The sequence below is a fragment of the Burkholderia sp. RF4-BP95 genome, assembly GCF_001521985.1.
Lineage (GTDB): Bacteria > Pseudomonadota > Gammaproteobacteria > Burkholderiales > Burkholderiaceae > Burkholderia > Burkholderia diffusa.
The window spans coordinates 73,281-94,375 of record NZ_LOSX01000029.1; the positions used below are offsets into that span (position 1 = coordinate 73,281).

The window sequence follows — 21,095 nt, forward strand, 5'->3', positions numbered from 1 at the left end:
TCGATGGCACGTAAGGGCATCATTCTCGCTGGCGGTTCCGGCACACGTCTGTATCCGATCACGCACGTCGTATCGAAGCAGCTCCTGCCCGTGTATGACAAGCCGATGATCTATTACCCGCTATCGACGCTGATGGTCGCGGGGATTCGCGACGTCCTGATCATTTCGACGCCGCAGGACACCCCGCGCTTCGAGTCGATGCTCGGCGACGGCAGTCAGTGGGGCATGAACATCGAGTATGCGGTACAGCCATCGCCGGACGGTCTTGCGCAGGCGTTCATCATCGGTCGGGATTTCGTCGGCAACGATCCGTCGACGCTTATCCTCGGCGATAACATCTTTTACGGGCACGATCTCGCGAAGCAACTCGAGCGCGCATATGCGGCAGAGGCAGGGGCTACGGTGTTTGCCTATCACGTGCACGATCCCGAGCGTTATGGCGTCGTCGAATTCGATGCGTCGTTCCGTGCATTGTCGATCGAGGAGAAGCCTGTGAAGCCGCGTTCGAACTATGCGGTCACGGGGCTGTATTTCTACGACAACCGCGTGTGCGACATCGCAGCCGACATCAAGCCGTCGGCGCGAGGCGAACTGGAAATCACCGACATCAATTCGCGATATCTCGCGGATGGTGCGCTGAATGTCGAGATCATGGGACGCGGCTATGCATGGCTCGATACGGGTACCCACGATTCGCTGATCGAAGCGGCGAGCTTCATCGCGACGCTCCAGAAGCGGCAGGGCCTGGTCGTGGCGTGCCCAGAAGAGATTGCGTACCGCAGGCACTGGATCGACGCGGAGCAGGTGCTGAAGCTGGCACAGCCGCTGTCGAAGAACGCCTACGGGCAGTACCTCCGGAACCTTCTCACGAATCAGGTCGCATGGCTATCCAAGTAACGGCAACGGCGCTACCCGAAGTCAAGGTCATCGAACCGAAGGTATTCGGCGACGCGCGCGGTTATTTCTACGAGAGTTTCAATGCGCGCGAGTTTGCCGAGCAGGTGGAGCCGGGCATTGTGTTCGTGCAGGACAATCACTCGCGTTCGTCGAAGGGCGTGCTGCGCGGAATGCACTATCAGGTCCGGCATGCACAGGGCAAGCTTGTGCGCGTGGTGGAAGGCGAGGTGTTCGATGTTGCGGTCGACATCCGCAAGCACTCGCCGAATTTCGGCAAATGGGTCGGCCTCGTGCTGTCGGCCGAAAACCACCGGCAGCTGTGGATTCCTCCCGGCTTTGCGCATGGTTTCGTCGTCCTGTCCGATGCCGCGCAGTTTCTGTACAAGACGACCGACTACTGGTTCCCCGAGCATGAGCGATGCATCGTTTGGGACGACCCGGAAATCGGGATCGAGTGGCCGATCGATGCGGCACCGATACTGGCACCGAAGGATGCGGCCGGCAAGCGTCTGAGCGAGGCCGAAGTCTATGCGTGAGGGCGGCGTGCATCCTGAATCGACGATCCTCGTGACCGGCGTGAACGGCCAGGTCGGATTTGAATTGCTGCGGGCGCTGCAGGGGCTCGGGTGTGTGGTTCCGTGCGACAGATCAATGCTGGACCTGACCGATCTGGATCGTGTGCGTGCGTTTGTCCGAGAGGTGAAACCATCGCTGATCGTGAACCCGGCCGCCTATACGGCGGTGGACAAGGCCGAGACCGACGTTGACGCCGCGCGGCGATTGAATGCAGACGTGCCGCGCGTCTTCGCCGAGGAGATGGCGCGTACCGGCGGCGCGTTGATTCATTATTCGACCGACTACGTGTTCGATGGCACGAAGCCGGGCGCGTATACGGAAACCGACGTGACGAATCCCGTAAACGCTTACGGCGCGACGAAGCTTGAAGGCGAGCAGGCGATCGCGGCAACGGATTGTGCGCATTTGATTCTCCGTACGAGTTGGGTGTATGGGCGGCGCGGCAAGAACTTCCTGCTGACGATGCTGAAACTCGGCCGTGAGCGGCCGGAATTGCGTGTCGTCGCGGACCAGGTCGGGGCGCCGACGTGGGCGAAAACCATCGCTGCGGCGACGGCGCATATCGTTGCGCAGAGCATTGTGTCGACTGACATCGACTGGTTGAGGCAGCGCACCGGTGTGTACCACCTCACGTCGGCAGGCGCGACGTCGTGGTGCGGTTTCGCCGAAGCAATCTTTGCAGGCACTCTCGAGTCATCTGCGCCGAACGTTGTGCCGATCGCGTCGACGGACTACCCAACACCGGCGAGGCGACCGGTGAACTCGAGACTGGCACTCGACAAGTTGACCGAGACGTTTGGTTTGCGGATGCCCGACTGGCGCGATGCACTGGAGCTGTGTCTGGCGGAATGACGCGACCGAGCGCGGTACGCAACGGCTGAAGAGCAGGCAAACGCTGGATGATGGCGATGGTCGTTCGGTGAGGGCGTGACAATTTTTTTGACAGCTCCGTTCGCCTGACTGCGAGGTGGTAGTTGGAGTCCCGAATGAGCGAGGGTGGCTGTCATGCAAGCAGTGCAGGCCCGTCTGAGGTGGTCCCTGGTACCGGGCGTTTTCGACGAGTGTAGTCCGCCGGATATAATTCTGATCCGGTCAGGTGTGGCATGACCGGCTGGCAACCAAGCCGGCTGGTGTATTGATGCAAGCGGCGAAGGCGTTGATTTCGCCAGCGAATATTAAAAGTGGAGTGAATGTGATGTTGATCCCCGTCATCCTGTCCGGTGGTGCCGGTACGCGACTTTGGCCCGTCTCCCGAGAAGGGCATCCCAAGCCGTTCATGAAGCTCGCCGATGGCGAGAGTCTGTTGCTGAAAACTTATCGTCGTGCAGCCGCGGTTGTCGGGGATGGTAACGAATCGCCGAACGGAGAGTTGCTCACGGTCACGAACCGCGACTATTACTTCATGAGCAAGGACGAGTTCGTGAGCGCCGGGTTCGGCGAGCAGCGCCCCGGCGTATTCATGCTCGAGCCGGCAGGCCGTAACACCGCGCCGGCTGTGGCGATGGCGGCGCACCACGTCGCGGAAAAGTACGGGCGCGACGCATTGATGCTGGTACTGGCTGCCGATCACCTGGTGCAGGACCAGAAAGGTTTCGTGGCTACCGTCGCAAGCGCGGTCGAGTTGGCGAAGCAGGACCGACTCGTCACATTCGGCATCGTGCCGACGAGCCCGGATACCGGTTTCGGCTATATCGAGGCAGGTGAGCCGGTCGGGGCCGGCCGCGTGGCGCTGCGCTTCGTCGAGAAGCCGGATGTGGCGAAGGCGACTGAGTACCTCGCCGCAGGCAACTACCTGTGGAACTCGGGCATGTTCTGTTTCAAGGCCGGCGTCATTCTCGACGAGATGGCTCGTCATGCCCCGGACGTCGCCGCGGCTGCCGAAGCCTGCTGGGCAGCGCTGCAGGAAGCCAACAAGACGTCGACGCAGATGCTCGAGATCCCCGCGGAAGCATTCGAGAAGATGCCCGACATCTCGATCGACTACGCGGTCATGGAACGTTCGTCGAACGTCGCTGTGGTGCCCTCCAACTTCGGGTGGAGCGACATCGGTTCGTGGGGTGCTGTGCGTGACTTGGTCGCGCCGGACGAAGACAGCAATCGAGCGGTCGGCGATGCGATTTTCGTCGACAGCCGCAACATGTACGTGCAGACGCAGGACCGTATCGTGGCATCGGTCGGTGTGGCTGACCTGATGATCATCGACACACCGGATGCGCTGCTGGTAGCGCATCCCGATCGCGCACAGGATGTGAAGCAGGTTGTCGCCCGCTTGAAGAAGCGCAATCACGACGCCTACAAGCTTCATCGCACCGTGAGCCGCCCGTGGGGTACCTACACGGTGCTGGAAGAAGGGCCGCGCTTCAAAATCAAGCGCATTGAAGTCAAGCCGGGCGGGAGCCTGAGCCTGCAGATGCACCACCACCGCAGCGAGCACTGGATCGTCGTGAGCGGAATGGCCAAGGTCGTCAACGGCGATCAGGAAATCTTCGTTCGGACCAACGAGTCCACCTATATTCCTGCCGGCCACAAACACCGCCTCGAGAATCCGGGCGTGCTGGACCTCGTGATGATCGAGGTGCAGAGCGGCGAGTACCTTGGGGAGGACGATATCGTCCGTTTCCAAGACGTGTACGGGCGGGCTTGATGTTGGGGATGCTGAGAGCCCTTTGGGCGTATCGCGGGTTCATCCTGGGAAGCGTCAAGCGGGAGTTCCAGTCGAAGTACCGGAATTCTCTGCTGGGCGCGGCATGGACCGTCCTCAATCCGCTTGCGATGATCGTCGTCTATACGGTGATTTTCTCGCGCGTCATGCATACGAGGTTGCCTGGTGTCGACAACAGCTTCGCATACAGTATTCACCTGTGCGCGGGCATGTTGCCGTGGGGAATGTTTGTGGAAGTTGTCGGTCGCGCGCAGAACTCGTTCATCGAAAACGCGAATCTGATCAAGAAGCTCAGTTTTCCGCGGCTCTGTCTGCCGGTGATCGTGGTCGCCAACTCGCTGGTCAACTTCGCAATCGTGTTCGGGCTGTTCGTTGCGTTCCTGCTGCTGACAGGGAACTTTCCCGGCATCGCATTCCTCGCCGTCGTTCCATTGCTGATGCTGCTGACGCTATTCGCGATCGGTCTCGGGATCACGCTCGGCGTGCTCAACGTGTTTTTCCGGGACGTCGGGCAGTTCTTCAACATCGTGCTGAATTTCTGGTTCTGGCTGACGCCGATCGTCTATTCGATCGAAATCCTGCCCAAGACGATCCAGGCCGGCATGCAATTCAATCCGATGGCACCGCTGATCCAGGCATTTCAGGTCGTGATGATGCAGGGCCAGTGGCCCGACTGGTCGAAACTCTGGTTCGTCTCGGCACTGGGCGTCGGCTGGTGCCTTCTCGGTTTCAGTCTGTTCCGCAGGCACGCGGGCGAAATGGTGGATGAACTCTGATGGGCACCATTACCGTTAGCAATCTGGGCAAGGCCTACAAGCAGTACCCGACACGCTGGTCCCGTCTGGTCGAGTGGATGGATCCGCGCCGCAAGCAACATCACACGCTGCATTGGGTGCTGCAGGATGTGAATTTCACGGTGCGCGCCGGCGAGGCGCTCGGCATTATCGGTATCAACGGCGCTGGCAAGAGCACGTTGCTGAAGATGATCGTCGGGACTACTCAGCCGACAGTCGGCAGCGTGACGATGACTGGTCGTGTCGCCGCATTGCTGGAGCTCGGGATGGGGTTCCATCCCGACTTCACCGGTCGTCAGAACGTGATGATGGCTGGGCAACTGCTCGGTTATTCCGTTGACGAATTGCTGGCGCTGATGCCGGAAATCGAGGCGTTCGCCGAAATCGGCGAATATATCGACCAGCCGGTACGCGTGTATTCAAGCGGCATGCAGGTTCGTCTTGCGTTCAGCGTCGCGACGGCCCGCCGGCCCGATGTGCTGATCGTCGACGAGGCGTTGTCGGTCGGCGACGCGTATTTTCAGCACAAGAGCTTCGATCGTATCCGCGAGTTTCGCGGGCAAGGCACGACGCTTTTGATCGTCGCGCACGACAAGGCTGCGATCCAGGCGATCTGCGATCACGCGATCCTGCTGAATGCAGGGCGGCTCGAAATGGAAGGGCCGCCCGAGGCGGTCATGGATTACTACAACGCGATGCTGGCCGATCGCAAGGATCATGGAATTCGGCAGGAAACGCTGGAGAACGGCGCTGTGCAGACCGTGTCCGGAACAGGCGAAGCGGTGATCGATGCAGTCGACCTGCTGGACGAATCCGGGCAGCCCATCGAGGTTGCTGGTGTCGGGCAACCGGTTGCGCTGCGCGTCAAGGTCCGCTGTGTCAAAGCGATCCCCGAGTTGGTGGTCGGATACATGATCAAGGATCGGCTCGGTCAAACAGTTTTCGGAACGAATACTTATCATCTGAAGCAGGTGTTGGTGGATCTCGACGCGGGGCAGTCGGTCGAGTTGCACTTCGAATTCACTGCGAACATCGGCGTGGGAAGTTATTCGGTCGCGGTGGCGCTGCATACCGGTGACGCTCATGTCGTGAATAACTATCAGTGGCGCGATCGCGCCTTGGTATTCAACGTCGTCAACAAGAAGATGGAAACTTTCGTCGGCGTGGCATGGTTGCCGACGACGGTGAGGAGCTTGCCGTAGTGGACAGTTTTTATCGCGCGTTTGAAGATCAGCATCGTGGTTCGAGGGAACTGATCAAGGGTCGACTGGCGAAATACCTGCCGTTCATCACGCCGCTCGCGACGCTCTACCCGGGCGGGAAGGTCTTCGACCTTGGTTGCGGCCGTGGCGAGTGGCTGGAGCTCATGACCGAGGCTGGTTTTGCCCCGGTCGGCGTGGATCTCGATGCCGATATGCTGGAAGCGTGCCGCGAGCGCGGCTTGCCGGTATTCCAGGGCGACGCGATCGAGTATCTGGCCTCCCTTGATTCAGACAGCCACGTGATCGTGTCGGCTTTTCACGTTGTTGAACATGTGTCCTTCGAGCAGGTACGCAGGATCGTCAGCGAAGCGTTACGCGTATTGAAACCAGGCGGCCTTCTGATTCTCGAGACGCCGAACCCTGAAAATATCGTTGTCGCAGGCTGCAATTTCTATCTGGATCCGAGCCACAAGCAGCCGATTCCTCCTGAGTTGCTGAGTTTCGTGGGTGAGTATGCCGGATTCGCGAGGGTCAAACTGCTTCGGTTGCAGGAAGCATCCGCGCTGCAGGACGAGCATGCACGGATCCATTTGCTGGATGTGCTTGGCGGCGTCAGCCCTGACTATGCGATCGTTGCGCAGAAACCATGCAGTGAAGAAGCGGCTGCGCCATTTGATGAAGCCTTCAATGCCGACTACGGCCTCGCATTGGCCAAGCTTGCCGCCCGGTTTGAGCAGGGGGTGGCGCGAGACCATGAACGATCGGCCGAGCAGATCCGGATAACTCACGACGAAATCGGACAGGTTCGTGGCGAAATTGGGCAGCTCCGTGGTGAACTGGGGATGGTTCTCGACGAATTGCGACGTGCCCGGAGCGAACTCGGGCAAGTGCTCGACGAGCTTGGGCGTGTGCGCGCCGAACTGGGGCAGGTTCGGGGCGATCTCGGTCAAGTTCAGAATGCGATCGGGGCAGTCCATGGTGAACAGGGAATGGTTCTAGGTGAACTGGAGCGTGTCCACGACGAAGCGCAACATACGGCCGAGAAATTGCAGGCGGTCTATGACAGCACGTCGTGGCGTATCACTGCCCCGATGCGCAGCGTTGTGACTCATGCCCGTGAAGCGAGGGGCGCCTGCAAATCCGGCATGCGACGGGCGTTGTTCCGCGGCGTTGCATATGCCAATCGCAATCCGGAGCTTCGACGACTGGCCCTTCGAGTGCTGAACAGGATGCCGGGCGTTAAGCACCGGCTCGTTCGGGTCATCGTTGGCGCACCTGCTCAGCCGGTGCAGAGGAAGCCGGTAGATGATGATGGTTTGACGCCCCGCGCGCGCGAAGCGTTCATGGCATTGAAGTCTGCCCTCACGCAAGAAAATGGGAATGCCGAATAATGCGTATCGTTGTTGACATGCAAGGGGCGCAGAGCCTCAACTCGCGAAACCGCGGAGTGGGGCGCTATACCGAGTCGATCGTCAAGGCGATGATCCGGAATCGAGGCGAGCATGAAATCGTTCTTGCGCTCAACGGATCGTTCGCGGACTCGGCGCGGATTCTGCGTGAGCAGTTCGAAGTATTCGTGTCGCCGCGCAACATCCACGTCTGGCATGCAGCGGGGCCGGCTGCCTACGTCGACAAGGCGAACCTGTGGCGTCGCCAATCAGGTGAACTGACTTATGAGGCATTTTTGCTCAGCCTCCGACCGGACATCATTTATATCGCCAGCCACTTCGAGGGTTTCGGCGACGACGCGATTACCTCCATTCACGCACTTCAGACGAACGTGCCGGTCGCGGTCACACTGTACGACCTCATTCCGTACATCTATGCCAAGCCCTATCTGGAGAATCCGGTTTTCAAGGATTGGTACTTGGAGAAAATCGAACATCTTCGACGCGCCGATTTGTGGCTGGCGATATCCGAATCGTCACGTCTGGAGGGTATCCAGCATCTCGGTCTCTCGCCCGAGTGGTCCGTCAACATGTCCGCCGACGTCGACGCGTGGTTCAAGCCGGAACAGATCCCGTCCGAGCGGGAAGCAGAATTGCGAAAAAAGTACGGGCTATCGAAGCCTTTCGTGCTGTACACGGGCGGTATCGACCATCGGAAGAACGTCGAAGGCATGATTCGCGCGTTCGCGTTGTTGTCGCCCTCATTGCGCGAGTCACATCAATTGGCGATTGTTTGCTCGATCCAGCAGGCAAGCCGTGACGCGCTGATGCGCCTCGCACGGCAGGTTGGATTGGGCGCGGATGACGTCGTTTGTACGGGGTTCGTGCCGGACGAGGACCTGCTGGCGCTTTACAACCTGTGCCGCTTGTTCGTATTCCCTTCGTGGCACGAAGGATTCGGTTTGCCCGTGCTGGAAGCAATGCGCTGCGGTGCGCCGGTCGTCGGCGCGAATACGTCGAGCGTCCCGGAAGTGATCGGATGGGATGAAGCGTTGTTTGATCCCAAATCCGATGAAGCGATTGCACGTTATATGCAGCGCGGCTTGTCGGACGATGACTACCGTCAGGCGCTGATCGAACACGGAAAGCGCCAGGCTGGGAAGTTTTCATGGGATCAAAGCGGGCGTTGCGCCCTGGGCGCAATGGAGCGACTGCTGGCGGCGAAGCAGGCCGAGCTGAGTGAGCTCGATGTTCAGTCGCGCCGTCCCAAGCTGGCTTACGTATCGCCATTGCCTCCGGCCCGCACGGGGATTGCCGACTACAGCGCGGAGTTGCTGCCGGAACTCGCGCGCTTTTACGATATTGATGTCATCGTCGATCCTGATGAAATGGGAGGCATGCCGCCCGGGCAGCTCGCGCACGTGGCGGTGAAAACGCCGGCGTGGCTGCGCCAGCATGCGGACTCCTACGATCGGGTGCTCTATCATTTTGGGAATTCGTCGTTTCACCAGTACATGTTTCCGCTGCTGGAAGCCGTGCCGGGCGTGATTGTGCTCCACGATTTCTTTTTGTCGGGGATTCTCGCGCACATGGCCATTCACGGGAATCGTCCTGACGGCTGGTCAAGGGCGCTGTATGGCGCGCATGGGTATGTAGGTCTGCGGGCGCGCCATCTGAAGGAGGACATCGCGGATGTCATCTGGGAGTACCCATGTAGTTTGGACGTGATTCAGAAAGGCTTAGGCCTGATCGTTCATTCTCCTAATTCGCTGCGACTGGCGCGGCACTGGTATGGTGGGGATACGACTGACTGGGCCGTGATTCCTCATATGCGCGACGCGACCATCGCGTCGAGCAGTGGCGACGCTCGTGATGAACTCGGGTTCGGCACAAGCGACTTTGTCGTGTGTGCATTCGGCGGACTGGGGCCGTCCAAGCTGAATCATCGTTTGCTGCATGCATGGGGCAAGTCGTCGCTCGCGCGTGACTCGGCCTGCCATCTTGTCTTTGTCGGAGAAAATCAGCCAACCGAGTACGGCGAGGAACTCGTGCGCACCATCCGGCAAATGGGAGGGAAGGCGAATGTCCGGATCACCGGCTGGGCCGATGCGCAAACGTTCCGTCAGTATCTGGCAGTGGCCGATGTCGGCGTTCAACTGCGGACGCTGTCGCGTGGCGAGACATCGGGAACGGTGCTGGACTGCATGAATTTTGGCAAGGCGACGATCGTCAACGCGAATGGAAGCATGGCCGACCTGAACCGCGAGGCGGTATGGATGTTACCGGACGAGTTCTCCGATGAGGAACTGGTCGATGCGTTGGAGATGTTGCGTTCAGATACGGCTCGTCGGGAACGGATGGGCGCACGCGCACGGGATCTCATTCTGAGAGATCACGCGCCCGATGTTTGCGCACAACAGTATCGCGATGCCATCGAGCGATTCTACGTTCACGCTGATGCGAATCCCGTCATGCTCTCCCGCGCGATCGCGCGTCGGGCCGGTCAGGCGGCTGACAATCAGTTGCGCGCGTGGGCGCTGACAGTTGCGAGAAATTTTGTGCCGCGCAACAACAAGCGGCAATTGCTGGTCGATATTTCTGAGCTTGTCCGAGTGGATGCGAGAAGCGGGATCCAGCGTGTCGTACGCAACCTGTTGAAGGAATGGCTGGAGTCTCCACCAGACGGTTTCCGGGTCGAGCCGGTTTATGCGACGACCAGCGATTCTTATCGCTATGCACGCGATTTCACAATGCGGCTGATGGGGTTCGAGGATGGCTGGCTGCAGGACGAGTCGATCGACTATGCCCCGGGCGACGTATTCGTCGGTCTGGATTTGCAGCCGCAGGTCGTACCCGCGCAGCGAGAGTTTTATCAAGAGCTGCGGTTGCAGGGGGTTCAGGTCAAGTTTGTTGTCTACGACCTGTTGTGCGTGCTGCTTCCGCAGTACTTCGTTCCCGGCGCCGCTGACGGTTTTACGGGCTGGCTGGACGTCGTGGCGGAAAATGACGGCGCATTGTGTATTTCGAAGGCAGTGGCGACGGATCTATCCACGTGGCTCGAGACGCACGCCCCGCAGCGGTCGCGCTCGTTTGAAATCGACTGGTTCCATCTGGGCGCGGATATCGAGAATTTCGCAACATCGTCTGAGATTCCGCGCGAAGGCGATAAGGTGTTGCACCACCTGCGTGGTGCCCCGACCTTTCTGATGGTCGGTACGCTCGAGCCGCGCAAGGGCCATGCGCAGGTTCTGGATGCATTCGAGCGGCTATGGCGCGAGAATCAGAATATTAACCTGGTGATCGTGGGGCGGCAGGGGTGGATGGTCGAGGATTTGGTCGCGAGGTTGCGGGCGCACACGGAGCAGGGGCGCCACCTGTTCTGGCTGGAAAGCGTCTCGGACGGCTATCTTGAGAAAATCTACGGTGCGAGTTCGTGCCTGATCGCGGCATCCTATGGTGAAGGCTTTGGTTTGCCGCTGATTGAAGCCGCGCAGCACGGACTGGCAATCATTGCTCGTGATCTGCCTGTGTTTCGTGAAGTAGCCGGTGAGCATGCATTTTATTTTTCGACACTGGAAGGGGGCGGTCTTGCAGCGGAGATCAAGGCATGGTTGGAACTCCGAGCAGCGCAGCAGGCGCCTTTGTCCAGTGGCATGCCTTTCCTGACCTGGGCGCAGAGTGCCCATCATTTGGCAAAAATTCTCACGCGTAACGAAGCGTATTCTTAAAGCAGGTCTACTATGTCTAAGAAAATTTCGATCATTACCGGTATCACCGGCCAAGACGGTGCCTATCTTGCTGAGCTTCTGCTCGACAAGGGTTACACGGTCTACGGTACCTATCGTCGCACCAGCTCGGTGAATTTCTGGCGTATCGAAGAGTTGGGCATCGCCAAGCATCCGAATCTGCATTTGGTCGAGTACGACCTGACTGATTTGTCAGCCAGCATCCGTCTGCTGCAGACGACCGACGCGACGGAAGTCTACAACCTGGCGGCGCAGAGCTTCGTCGGAGTGTCCTTCGATCAGCCGGTCACGACAGCAGAGATCACCGGCATAGGTCCGCTGAATCTGCTCGAGGCGATCCGCATCGTCAATCCGAAGATTCGCTTCTACCAGGCAAGTACATCAGAGATGTTTGGCAAGGTGCAGGCGATTCCGCAGATCGAGTCGACGCCGTTTTATCCGCGCAGCCCGTATGGCGTAGCGAAACTGTATGCGCATTGGATCACGGTGAACTACCGCGAGAGCTACGATATCTTTGGCTGTAGCGGGATTCTGTTCAATCACGAATCGCCGCTGCGCGGTCGGGAATTCGTCACGCGCAAGATCACCGACTCCGTTGCCAAGATCAAACTCGGTCAGCTTGACGTGCTCGAGCTTGGCAACATGGACGCGAAGCGCGACTGGGGCTTTGCGAAAGAATATGTCGAAGGCATGTGGCGCATGCTGCAGGCTGACGAGCCGGATACCTTTGTACTGGCTACGAATCGTACAGAAACCGTGCGTGACTTCGTGCGCATGGCATTCAAGGCGACCGGTGTCGATCTCGAGTTCAAGGGCAGCGACGCGAATGAGATTGCCGTTGATGTCGCAACCGGAAAGACGGTGGTCCGCGTTAATCCGAAATTCCATCGTCCGGCCGAGGTCGACCTGTTGATCGGTAATCCGGAGAAGGCGAAGCAGAAGCTGGGCTGGGAGCCGAAGACGACGCTCGAACAGCTGTGCGCGATGATGGTTGAAGCGGATTTGCGACGCAATGAACGCGGCTTTTCGTTCTGACGCGCCGCGCGCGCTCGTCACGGGGCTCGGCGGATTTACTGGTGACTATCTGGCGCGCTCGTTGAGGGCTGCCGGCTATCGCGTGTTTGGCACGGCACACGGTGCTGAGGCGAACGGCGCTGACTTGTATCGGGTGGATTTGTGCGACCGCGCGGAATTGGCGAGAGTCGTTGCAGACGTGCAGCCGGACGTGGTCGCGCATCTCGCCGCGATCGCGTTCGTTGCACATGGTGACGTCGACGCGATCTATCGCACGAACGTCGTCGGCACGCGTAATCTGCTGGAGGCCCTTGCGGCTCAGCGGAGACAGCCGAATGCGGTTTTGTTGGCCAGCAGTGCGAACATCTATGGCAACGCAGCGGTGGAGATCATCGACGAATCGGTCGAACCGAATCCAGCGAATGATTACGCGGTAAGCAAGCTGGCAATGGAATACATGGCGCGTTTGTGGCACGACAAGTTGCCGATTATTATCGCGCGTCCCTTCAACTACACGGGCGTTGGTCAATCACCACAGTTCCTGCTGCCAAAGATTGTCGGTCATTTCCAGCGCGGCGAGCGCGTGATCGAGCTCGGCAATATCGATGTCGAGCGCGATTTTTCGGATGTGCGCCGCGTGGTGGATGCGTATCAGCGTCTGCTGCGACTCGCGCCCGCCGGTGGCGTGTTCAACGTCTGCTCCGGACGGGCGGTGTCGCTGAAGTCGGTGATCGCGACGATGGAGCAGATTGCCGGCTATTCGATCGAGATCCGTGTCAATCAGGCGTTCGTGCGCGCGAACGAAGTGCGCCGATTGCAGGGCGACGGCGCGCGGTTGCAAGCCGCGGTCGGGCCGCTCGAGGATATACCGCTGGAGAGTACGCTGCGCTGGATGTTCGACGGAGTGCGCGGATGACGGCTACTTTCTTCATGGGCAGGTAAATGTCGAGGAGCACTGCGTGAAGCTGGGGGTGGATGTCACCTGGATGGTGGGCAATTACCGCGGCATGGGGCACTACGCCCGACAATTGGTGGAGCCGGTCGGCGCGTCCGTGGTGGGCTTGGGGCCGAGCGGCGTGCGTGCCGACGCATGGCCGTGCGTCAGCGCAGGAGGCAGTTTCTTTCCGTGGTGGGAGCAGGTTGAGTTGCCGCGTCTGTGCCGCGAGCAGAAGCTCGACTATCTGCTGTGCCCGTACAATACGGGTCCGCTGCGCTCGACCGGCAACACGCGGGTGGTTGCGGTCGTTCATGACCTGATCTACCTGAAGCCATGGCATGTACTGCCACCTGCGCGATCGCTGTATCAGACCGTCGGACGCATGTACCGCCGCCAGGTGGTCCCGCGGCTCGTGCGCCGGGCGGACACGGTGCTCACTGTCTCACGATTCACGCAGCGTGAACTGATGGATCGGTTCGGCTTGCGCGAAGCCGACGTTCCCGTCATTCCATGCATGATTTCGGACGACTGGTTCGCCCCCCCGGTGAATCAGCACGCGCGCCGGCCGTATCTGTTCACGGTGGCGGGCGAGGTGCCGAGCAAGAACGTCGATCGCCTGTTGCAGGCCTTTGCCGCGGCGCGGCCGGCTCTTGGTGACGACGCGCGGCTGCGGATCGCCGGGATCAAGTCCGCCCACCACGCGCATTTTCTCGGCAGGGCGGCCGGTCTTGGATTGACGGGCGTCGTCGAACTGCTCGGTTTTGTGTCGCGAGAGGAATTGCGCGAGCAGTACCGTCAGGCCCGCGCATTCATCTTTGCGTCGTTGTTTGAAGGGTTCGGGATCCCATTGCTGGAAGCGATGGCGTCCGGTACGCCCGTCGCCTGCAGCAACACGACGTCGATGCCCGAGATCGTCGGCGATTGCGGCCTGCAGTTCGATCCTTATTCGGTGGAGGAGATGTCGGAACAAATCCGCCGGATATGGGGTGACAGCACGCGATTCGACGTGGCGAACGGCGCCGGTATGGAACGCGCGCGTGCCTTTTCGGAGTCCGCCGTGCGTCCGATGATCCAGGATTTCTGGGCGCATCTATCATGAACCGGGGCAAGAAGAAGCTGCTGGTGCTGACACCGAGGTTTCCGTATCCGGTGATCGGCGGCGACAAATTGCGGATCTACCATCTCTGCCGAGCGTTGTCCCGCCGATTCTCGCTGACGCTGCTGAGCATGTGCGATTCCGAAGAGGAGATGCACGCCGAGTTGCCAGTCGACGGCATATTCGACCGGGTCGAGCGGGTCTTTCTGTCGCGCAGGCGATCATATCTGAACACCCTGCTTGCGTTGCCCACGCGCACGCCGCTGCAGGTCGCGTACTACCGGAGCCGCGCATTTGCTGCGGCGGTGGCGCGATTGCTGCCGTCACACGACGGTGCCTTCGTTCATCTCGTGCGTTGTGCCGAGTATGTGCGCAAGTCGGACAAGCCGCGCATCCTGGAAATGACCGATGCGATTTCGCTCAACTACAGCCGGGTGAAGCAGCTGAAGAACGCGCGCGGACTGAAGTCGCGCGTGTTCGGTATCGAGGCGAAGCGCCTGCTCGACTACGAGCGCGCGATTGTCGACGATTTTGACCTGTCGGTGCTGGTTTCGCGGACCGACCGCGACTACCTGTTTCCCGGCGAGTCGGGCGAGAAGGTAATAGTATCCTCAAACGGTGTGGACCTGTCGGACCTCCCGTACACGCCGCCCAGCATGGCGAGTCGGGTCTTGATTTTCGTCGGCGACATGCGTACGGTCCAAAATCAGGACATGTGCCACTATTTCGCGGAGACCGTGCTACCGTTGCTGCGCAAGCGAGCCGACTACCGCTTCCGGATCGTCGGTTCGATCGCACCGACGCTGGCTGAGCATTTCCGCGCATACGACGGTGTCGAGGTAACCGGCCGTGTCGCCTCGATCGCACAGGCATCGTACGGCGGAGTGATCGGCGTGTGTCCGATGCGTATCGGTGCAGGTGTGCAGAACAAAATTCTCGAATACATGGCGCTCGGGCTACCTGTTGTCACCACCTCGTTGGGGCACGAGGGCCTAGGTGCTATCGGTGGGCGGGATCTGCTGATCGCGGATACGCCAGAGGCATTCGTCGAGCGCATCGAGTGGTTGGTTGAACACCCATCGGCCGCAGTGGAAATGACCGAACATGCTCGGCAATTCGTCGAACGTGAGCATAGCTGGGACGATATGACGCGAGTATTGGTGGAGCGCATTACCGAATTGTTGTCGAGCGATAAGTCCGGGGTGACATGACGGTTTGCGGAAAATGGAATCTGGACCTGTTTCTGTTGATATAACTGCGTAGCAGCGGCTCGATTCCGGTCCGATGGATTTGACGCCAAAATCTGAGATCTATGTTGAGAAATTGTAGGAGGGTTCTTCTTGGTGCGCGAAGGAAGACTTTAGCCCGACCATGAAAGCCCCCGACGTTCCCAAGCATCGGCGAAATTGTCTTAAGTGGTAGATCGGCGGCCTCATTCAGTTACATATTCAAATCATAACGACATGACTCAAATGAAGGGAAAGGGCAAAATTGTATTTGCAAACCAGTTGCGTGGTTTGGCTGTCTTGTCCGTCATTATCGCCCACTATCTAGGGGTTTATTGGTTCGGTCGCGACGTAGTCGCCCACACTATTGGTGCCCCGATAGTTGAAGGGGGGGCGCCACGCATCTTCCCGTATGTTTTCTTTGCTCCAACGTTCAACTATGGACCTTTCGGTGTTGCGGTCTTTTTTCTGATCAGCGGTTTCGTCATCCCGTTCTCAGTCGAGAAGCTGGGCGGTATGAAATTCATTGTAGCCCGACTATTCAGGATTTTTCCAACGTACTGGGCCGCGACGTTGGTTACATTGGGTGCAATCTATCTCTCGACGCGATACTGGGGGGGCGAATACTACGTTACGCCCGATCAGGTGATGTGGAATCTTCTCCTGATGCATCAGGAGTTGAATATCGCGAGCATCGATATGGTCAACTGGACATTGTGTATCGAAGTGTTGTTCTATTTTGCTGCGTTGTTGATGTTGCCATTTATCAAACGGGCATCGGCTCTGGCATTGGTGAATTTTGCACTTGCTGTGATGGCACTGGTCACTTGGTGGCCCGCATCATGGGATGAACCAATTCATTTTGGATCGTTAGCGTTGGTGCTGACTAACTTCAAGTACCAGATCATGATGGTTAGCTTTCTGTTCATCGGCACATTGTTCAATTTTCGACTGAACAACAGAATTTCCCCGGCGACGCTCATTGGCTCGGTCGCTGCCATCTTCGTTATTTTTCTGGCTACTTGGCCAAAGACGCCGCTGGCTGGTCAGTTTATTGCAGTCCCGCTTAACTACTTTTATGCACTCGTCGTTTTCTCGCTTTGTTTCAGTCTGCGAGCACGGTTCAGGCGGGTAAGAATTATCGATTTCTTTGCGGACATTAGCTATCCACTGTATCTCGTACACGCCGTAAGTGGATACGCAATTATTCGATTTTTGATGAGCCATGGCTTCAGATATTACCAAGCAGCGACACTCGCGATTCTGTTTTCGATATCGATAGCCTACATCCTGCACCGAATCGTCGAGATGCCGACTGCTAATATATGGAAGCAACGTCAGCCGACACCTGACGCGCAGACGTCCGCGGAGCCCACATGATGGTGTCCGACACACGAGGGCCGGAGCTAGCCGGTATACTTGTTGGCGCTTGGTATTGAAGCATCGAACATGCACCACAACCGGTCCGGGCGGGTATGTTTGCGCTTCTTCCTCAATCACTTTGCCGGGAAACATCGCTGATGCATGTCATGGTAACGGGGGCGAGCGGCTTCGTGGGCCGCGTCCTATGCCGTACCTTGGTCGAAAGCGGTCATCGGGTTACAGGCATCGTTCGCCGCGTCGGCACGGCACCGACGGGCGTGGAAGAATGGGTGCATTCCGGCCCGGAATTTAAGGATTTCGGCACGCACTGGCCGGCCGCGCCTGATGTCGTTGATTGCGTTGTGCATCTTGCTGCACGTGTACATGTGATGAATGACTCGGCTGCAGATCCGGATGCCGCCTTTCAAGCGATGAATGTTGACGGTACGTTACGTGTCGCCGAAGCTGCCCGCAGGCACGGTGTGCGTCGAATCGTGTATGTCAGCAGTATCAAGGCGATCGCTGAGGCCGATGATGGTCGACCGCTGAACGAAGACACGCCGGCCCGCCCTCAAGATGCTTACGGTCGTTCGAAGCATGACGCAGAAGTACGACTTCGGCAATTTGGCGAAGAGACCGGTCTTGAGATAGTGCTTGTTCGCCCGCCACTCGTATACGGCCCGGATGTGCGTGCAAATTTCCTGCGGATGATGGACGCCGTATCGCGTGGTATTCCGTTGCCGCTAGGTGCAATCACCGCACATCGGAGTGTCGTCTGCGTTAACAATCTCGCGGATGCATTGTTGCACTGCATTACCGATGCGCGCGCGGCGAATGAGTGCTTTCATGTTGCCGACGACGACCCGCCTTCGATTGCCGGGCTGCTGCGGATGGTGGGCGAGATACTCGGTCGACCAGCGCGACTTTTCCCAGTACCGCTTGCCGCGCTCCGGCTTGCTGGTCGGTTGACCGGTCGTAGCGCGGCCGTAGATCGCTTGACTGGAAGCCTTCAACTCGATACGAGCCGGATCAAGCAGTTGCTTGGCTGGCAGCCACCTTATACAACGCGACAAGGTCTCGAAGCGACGGTGGCATGGTATCGTTCGCGGAATACAAAACAATAATCAACATGTTAGTCCCGATACCCGTATGGACTGCCGCCGTTATGGTGGCTTTGGGCACTGCTGCCGCATCGACGGCCATCCTGCGCATGCTGCTGGCGACCGGCCTTGCCTGGCGGCTCGCTACCGATATTCCGAACGATCGTTCGCTGCATACGCTGCCGACGCCACGCGTCGGCGGATGGGGTATCGTCCCGGTCTGCGTTGTTGCGCTTCTGGCGCTCGCGCCGGCGCTATGGCTGATTGCCGCCGCGGCGGCGGGGCTGGCCGCGATGTCGCAAATTGATGACCGGCGCGGGCTGCCGGCCCGTGTGCGGTTTTCCGCTCACCTCGCGGCAGTGGTTGCACTGATCGTCGTCTATCCGGCCGATGCGCCATGGTGGCTGCTCGTCGGTGTCGGCTTCGTGATGGTCTGGCTGACGAACCTGTACAACTTCATGGACGGGGCCGACGGCCTCGCGGGCGGCATGGCGCTATTCGGCTTCGGTGCTTACGCGATCGCGGCGCTGACCGCTGCGAATCCGTTGCCCGATCTCGTCTTGGCCGGCGCGGCCGTGGCCGGTGCGGCGTTTGGCTTCCTGTTGCTCAACTTCCATCCCGCCCGCCTGTTTCTCGGCGACGCAGGCTCGATTCCGCTCGGATTCCTGGCGGGTGCGGTCGGCTACTGGGGATGGCGCGCGGAGGCCTGGCCGATCTGGTTTCCCGCGCTGGTGTTCGCGCCCTTTATCGCTGACGCTTCTGTAACACTTTTGCGACGTTTGTTACGCGGCGAAAAGTTCTGGCAAGCGCACCGGGAGCATTATTATCAGAGAATGGTCCGCTCGGGGGTGGGTCACCGACGGACCGCGCTTTATTGGTACCTCATCATGCTCGGCGGCATAATCGTCGCCGTGTGGGCAAAGGGCCGCCCTGAACAGCAGCAATGGCTGGTGTTTTTCGCATGGTATGGCGTTCTCGCATGTATCGGATGGGTGATCGACGTGCGCTGGCGCCGGTTTCAGTCGACCACCGAAAACAACTCTTGAGGTTTCCTGCCGATGTTGCGATCCAAAGCATCGTGGCTGTCGCTGAGTGCTTTCCTGTTCGACCTGACGGCGGTTGTCGCGTCGTGGTTGTTCGCCTATCTCGTTCGATTCAACGGCAGCGTTCCGTCCGATTTTCTGAGCGGCGCGATGACCGCGCTCGTCTGGACGCTGCCCGTCTACGCGCTGATGTTCCACGTATTCGGCCTGTACCGCGGCCTGTGGGTGTTCGCAAGTCTTCCCGACCTGATGCGGATCTCGAAGGCGGTGGTCGGTGGTGGCGTGATCGTAATGATCGGGGCCGTGATGTTCCAGCCGTCGCCGATCATCCCGCGTTCGGTGCTGCTTGTGTCGCCCCTAATGTTGTTCCTGTTGATGGGCGGCGCTCGTGCGCTCTACCGGGCGACGAAGGAGTTCTACCTGTACGGTGGTCTGGTCGGACAGGGCAAGCCGGTGCTGGTTCTCGGTGCCGGCACGGCCGGCGCGAGCCTCGCGCGCGAATTGTCGCGCTCGGGCGAATGGCGCCTCGTTGGCCTGCTCGACGACGACGTCACGAAGCATGGGCGCGAGATCTACGGCTACAAGGTGCTCGGCTCGTTCAACGACCTGAAGCACTGGACCGACGCGATGAAGGTCGAATACGCGATCATCGCGATTCCGTCTGCGTCCGTCGAAACGCAGCGCCGCGTCGCGACGCTATGCGTGCGCGCAGGCGTGAAGGCGATGGTGCTGCCGTCGCTGACCGCGTTGATGCCGGGGCAGGGGTTCCTGTCCCAGGTGCGCAATATCGACCTCGAGGACTTGCTTGGCCGAGATGCCGTGACGATCGACACGCCGCACGTCGAAGCGCTGCTGCGTGGCCGCGTCGTGATGGTGACGGGCGCGGGCGGTTCGATCGGCTCCGAGCTGTGCCGGCAAATCCTCCGTTTTGCGCCGGCACAGCTCGTCGCATTCGATTTGTCCGAATACGCGATGTACCGGCTCGCCGAGGAGTTGCGGGAGCGTTTCCCCGACCAGCCCGTCCTGCCGATCATCGGCGACGCGAAGGATTCGCTGCTGCTCGACCAGGTGATGTCGCGTTATGCGCCGCACATCGTGTTCCATGCGGCCGCATACAAGCACGTGCCGCTGATGGAAGAACACAATGCGTGGCAGGCGCTGCGCAACAACGTGCTCGGCACGTATCGTGTCGCGCGCGCGGCGATTCGCCACGGCGTCCGTCATTTCGTGCTGATTTCGACCGACAAGGCCGTCAATCCGACCAACGTCATGGGGGCGAGCAAGCGTCTTGCCGAGATGGCGTGCCAGGCTCTGCAGCAGACAAGCGGCGGTACGCAGTTCGAGACCGTGCGGTTCGGCAACGTTCTCGGCAGTGCAGGCAGCGTGATTCCGAAGTTCCAGCAGCAGATCGCGAAGGGCGGGCCGGTGACGGTCACGCACCCGGAGATCACGCGCTTCTTCATGACGATTCCGGAGGCGTCGCAACTCGTGCTGCAGGCGTCGAGCATGGGCCACGGCGGCGAGATATTCATTCTCGACATGGGCGAGCCGGTCAAGATCGTCGATCTCGCTCGCGACCTGATTCGTCTCTACGGCTTCTCGGAGGGGCAGATCCGGATCGAGTTCACGGGGTTGCGGCCTGGCGAAAAGCTGTACGAGGAACTGCTCGCGGACGATGAGACGACGACCCGCACGCCGCACCCCAAGCTGCGGATCGCACGTGCGCGCGAAGTTCCGGATCACTTGCTCGACGAATTACTGCCGTGGCTGATGCAGAATCGCGTGCTGAGCGACGATGAAGTCCGGCGCGATCTGCGACGTTGGGTGCCGGAATACCAGTCGACGGCTGCGCCTGTGCTGCAGAGTGTGCCGGACGCGCGGGCGGTGTCGAACGAGTGAGCATCAGTGCCGCGTGCGTGTGTCGGACACGCCGAGAAAAAGAGCGCCCTTGGGGCGCTTTTTTTGTGTTCCGCTGATCTGGCCGTGGGGCGGGATCGACCGATGCATTTGCGCGGCGTCAGCGTTCCCATCCGGGTGCGGACCAGCCCATCC

At 59.6% G+C, this 21,095-nt stretch carries 16 protein-coding genes; all 16 read left to right on the forward strand.

Going from position 1 to position 21,095, the window contains the following annotated elements; translation table 11 throughout:
• The first annotated feature begins 3 nt into the window (after window positions 1–3).
• Window positions 4–897 (forward strand): glucose-1-phosphate thymidylyltransferase RfbA, encoded by an 894-nt coding sequence (gene rfbA, locus WS46_RS12745; RefSeq protein ID WP_059690738.1) that lies wholly within the window; start codon window positions 4–6, stop codon window positions 895–897.
• A complete protein-coding gene (gene rfbC / locus WS46_RS12750) occupies window positions 882–1,433 on the forward strand; it encodes a dTDP-4-dehydrorhamnose 3,5-epimerase (protein ID WP_059690739.1) in 552 nt (183 codons plus the stop codon). Before rfbA ends, rfbC begins: the two co-directional genes overlap by 16 nt.
• A complete protein-coding gene (gene rfbD, locus WS46_RS12755; protein ID WP_059690740.1) occupies window positions 1,426–2,325 on the forward strand; it encodes a dTDP-4-dehydrorhamnose reductase in 900 nt (299 codons plus the stop codon). Before rfbC ends, rfbD begins: the two co-directional genes overlap by 8 nt.
• A gap of 343 nt (window positions 2,326–2,668) precedes the next feature.
• The gene (locus WS46_RS12760) at window positions 2,669–4,117 is read left to right on the forward strand and encodes a mannose-1-phosphate guanylyltransferase/mannose-6-phosphate isomerase (protein ID WP_059690741.1); all 1,449 of its coding nucleotides are present in this window, start codon (window positions 2,669–2,671) and stop codon (window positions 4,115–4,117) included.
• Entirely contained in the window at window positions 4,117–4,911 is a 795-nt protein-coding gene (locus WS46_RS12765) for an ABC transporter permease (RefSeq protein ID WP_059690742.1), read from the forward strand. Before WS46_RS12760 ends, WS46_RS12765 begins: the two co-directional genes overlap by 1 nt.
• A complete protein-coding gene (locus WS46_RS12770) occupies window positions 4,911–6,131 on the forward strand; it encodes an ABC transporter ATP-binding protein (RefSeq protein WP_059690743.1) in 1,221 nt (406 codons plus the stop codon). The genes WS46_RS12765 and WS46_RS12770 overlap by 1 nt, the downstream gene beginning before the upstream one ends.
• Window positions 6,098–7,522 carry a methyltransferase domain-containing protein gene (locus WS46_RS12775; RefSeq protein ID WP_257129981.1) on the forward strand — a complete coding sequence of 475 codons (1,425 nt, stop codon included), beginning with the start codon at window positions 6,098–6,100 and terminating at the stop codon, window positions 7,520–7,522. The genes WS46_RS12770 and WS46_RS12775 overlap by 34 nt, the downstream gene beginning before the upstream one ends.
• On the forward strand, window positions 7,522–11,247 hold the full coding sequence (locus WS46_RS12780; protein ID WP_059690744.1) for a glycosyltransferase: 3,726 nt from the start codon (window positions 7,522–7,524) through the stop codon (window positions 11,245–11,247). The genes WS46_RS12775 and WS46_RS12780 overlap by 1 nt, the downstream gene beginning before the upstream one ends.
• A 12-nt stretch (window positions 11,248–11,259) precedes the next feature.
• Entirely contained in the window at window positions 11,260–12,300 is a 1,041-nt protein-coding gene (gene gmd, locus WS46_RS12785; RefSeq protein ID WP_059690745.1) for a GDP-mannose 4,6-dehydratase, read from the forward strand.
• Complete coding sequence (locus WS46_RS12790) at window positions 12,278–13,195, forward strand: NAD-dependent epimerase/dehydratase family protein (protein ID WP_059690746.1); 918 nt, start codon at window positions 12,278–12,280, stop codon at window positions 13,193–13,195. The genes gmd and WS46_RS12790 overlap by 23 nt, the downstream gene beginning before the upstream one ends.
• A gap of 43 nt (window positions 13,196–13,238) precedes the next feature.
• On the forward strand, window positions 13,239–14,315 hold the full coding sequence (locus WS46_RS12795; RefSeq protein WP_059690747.1) for a glycosyltransferase family 1 protein: 1,077 nt from the start codon (window positions 13,239–13,241) through the stop codon (window positions 14,313–14,315).
• A complete protein-coding gene (locus WS46_RS12800; RefSeq protein ID WP_059690748.1) occupies window positions 14,312–15,523 on the forward strand; it encodes a glycosyltransferase in 1,212 nt (403 codons plus the stop codon). Before WS46_RS12795 ends, WS46_RS12800 begins: the two co-directional genes overlap by 4 nt.
• 252 nt (window positions 15,524–15,775) lie before the next feature.
• Entirely contained in the window at window positions 15,776–16,918 is a 1,143-nt protein-coding gene (locus tag WS46_RS12805; RefSeq protein WP_059690749.1) for an acyltransferase, read from the forward strand.
• A gap of 137 nt (window positions 16,919–17,055) precedes the next feature.
• The gene (locus tag WS46_RS33805; protein ID WP_082725324.1) at window positions 17,056–18,024 is read left to right on the forward strand and encodes an SDR family oxidoreductase; all 969 of its coding nucleotides are present in this window, start codon (window positions 17,056–17,058) and stop codon (window positions 18,022–18,024) included.
• Between the two features lie 5 nt (window positions 18,025–18,029).
• Window positions 18,030–19,046: a glycosyltransferase family 4 protein gene (locus tag WS46_RS12815; RefSeq protein ID WP_059690751.1), complete on the forward strand. Its 1,017-nt coding sequence runs from the start codon at window positions 18,030–18,032 to the stop codon at window positions 19,044–19,046.
• A gap of 12 nt (window positions 19,047–19,058) precedes the next feature.
• Window positions 19,059–20,942, forward strand: a complete 1,884-nt coding sequence (locus WS46_RS12820; RefSeq protein WP_059690752.1) for a nucleoside-diphosphate sugar epimerase/dehydratase — start codon at window positions 19,059–19,061, stop codon at window positions 20,940–20,942.
• Window positions 20,943–21,095: the final 153 nt, after the last annotated feature.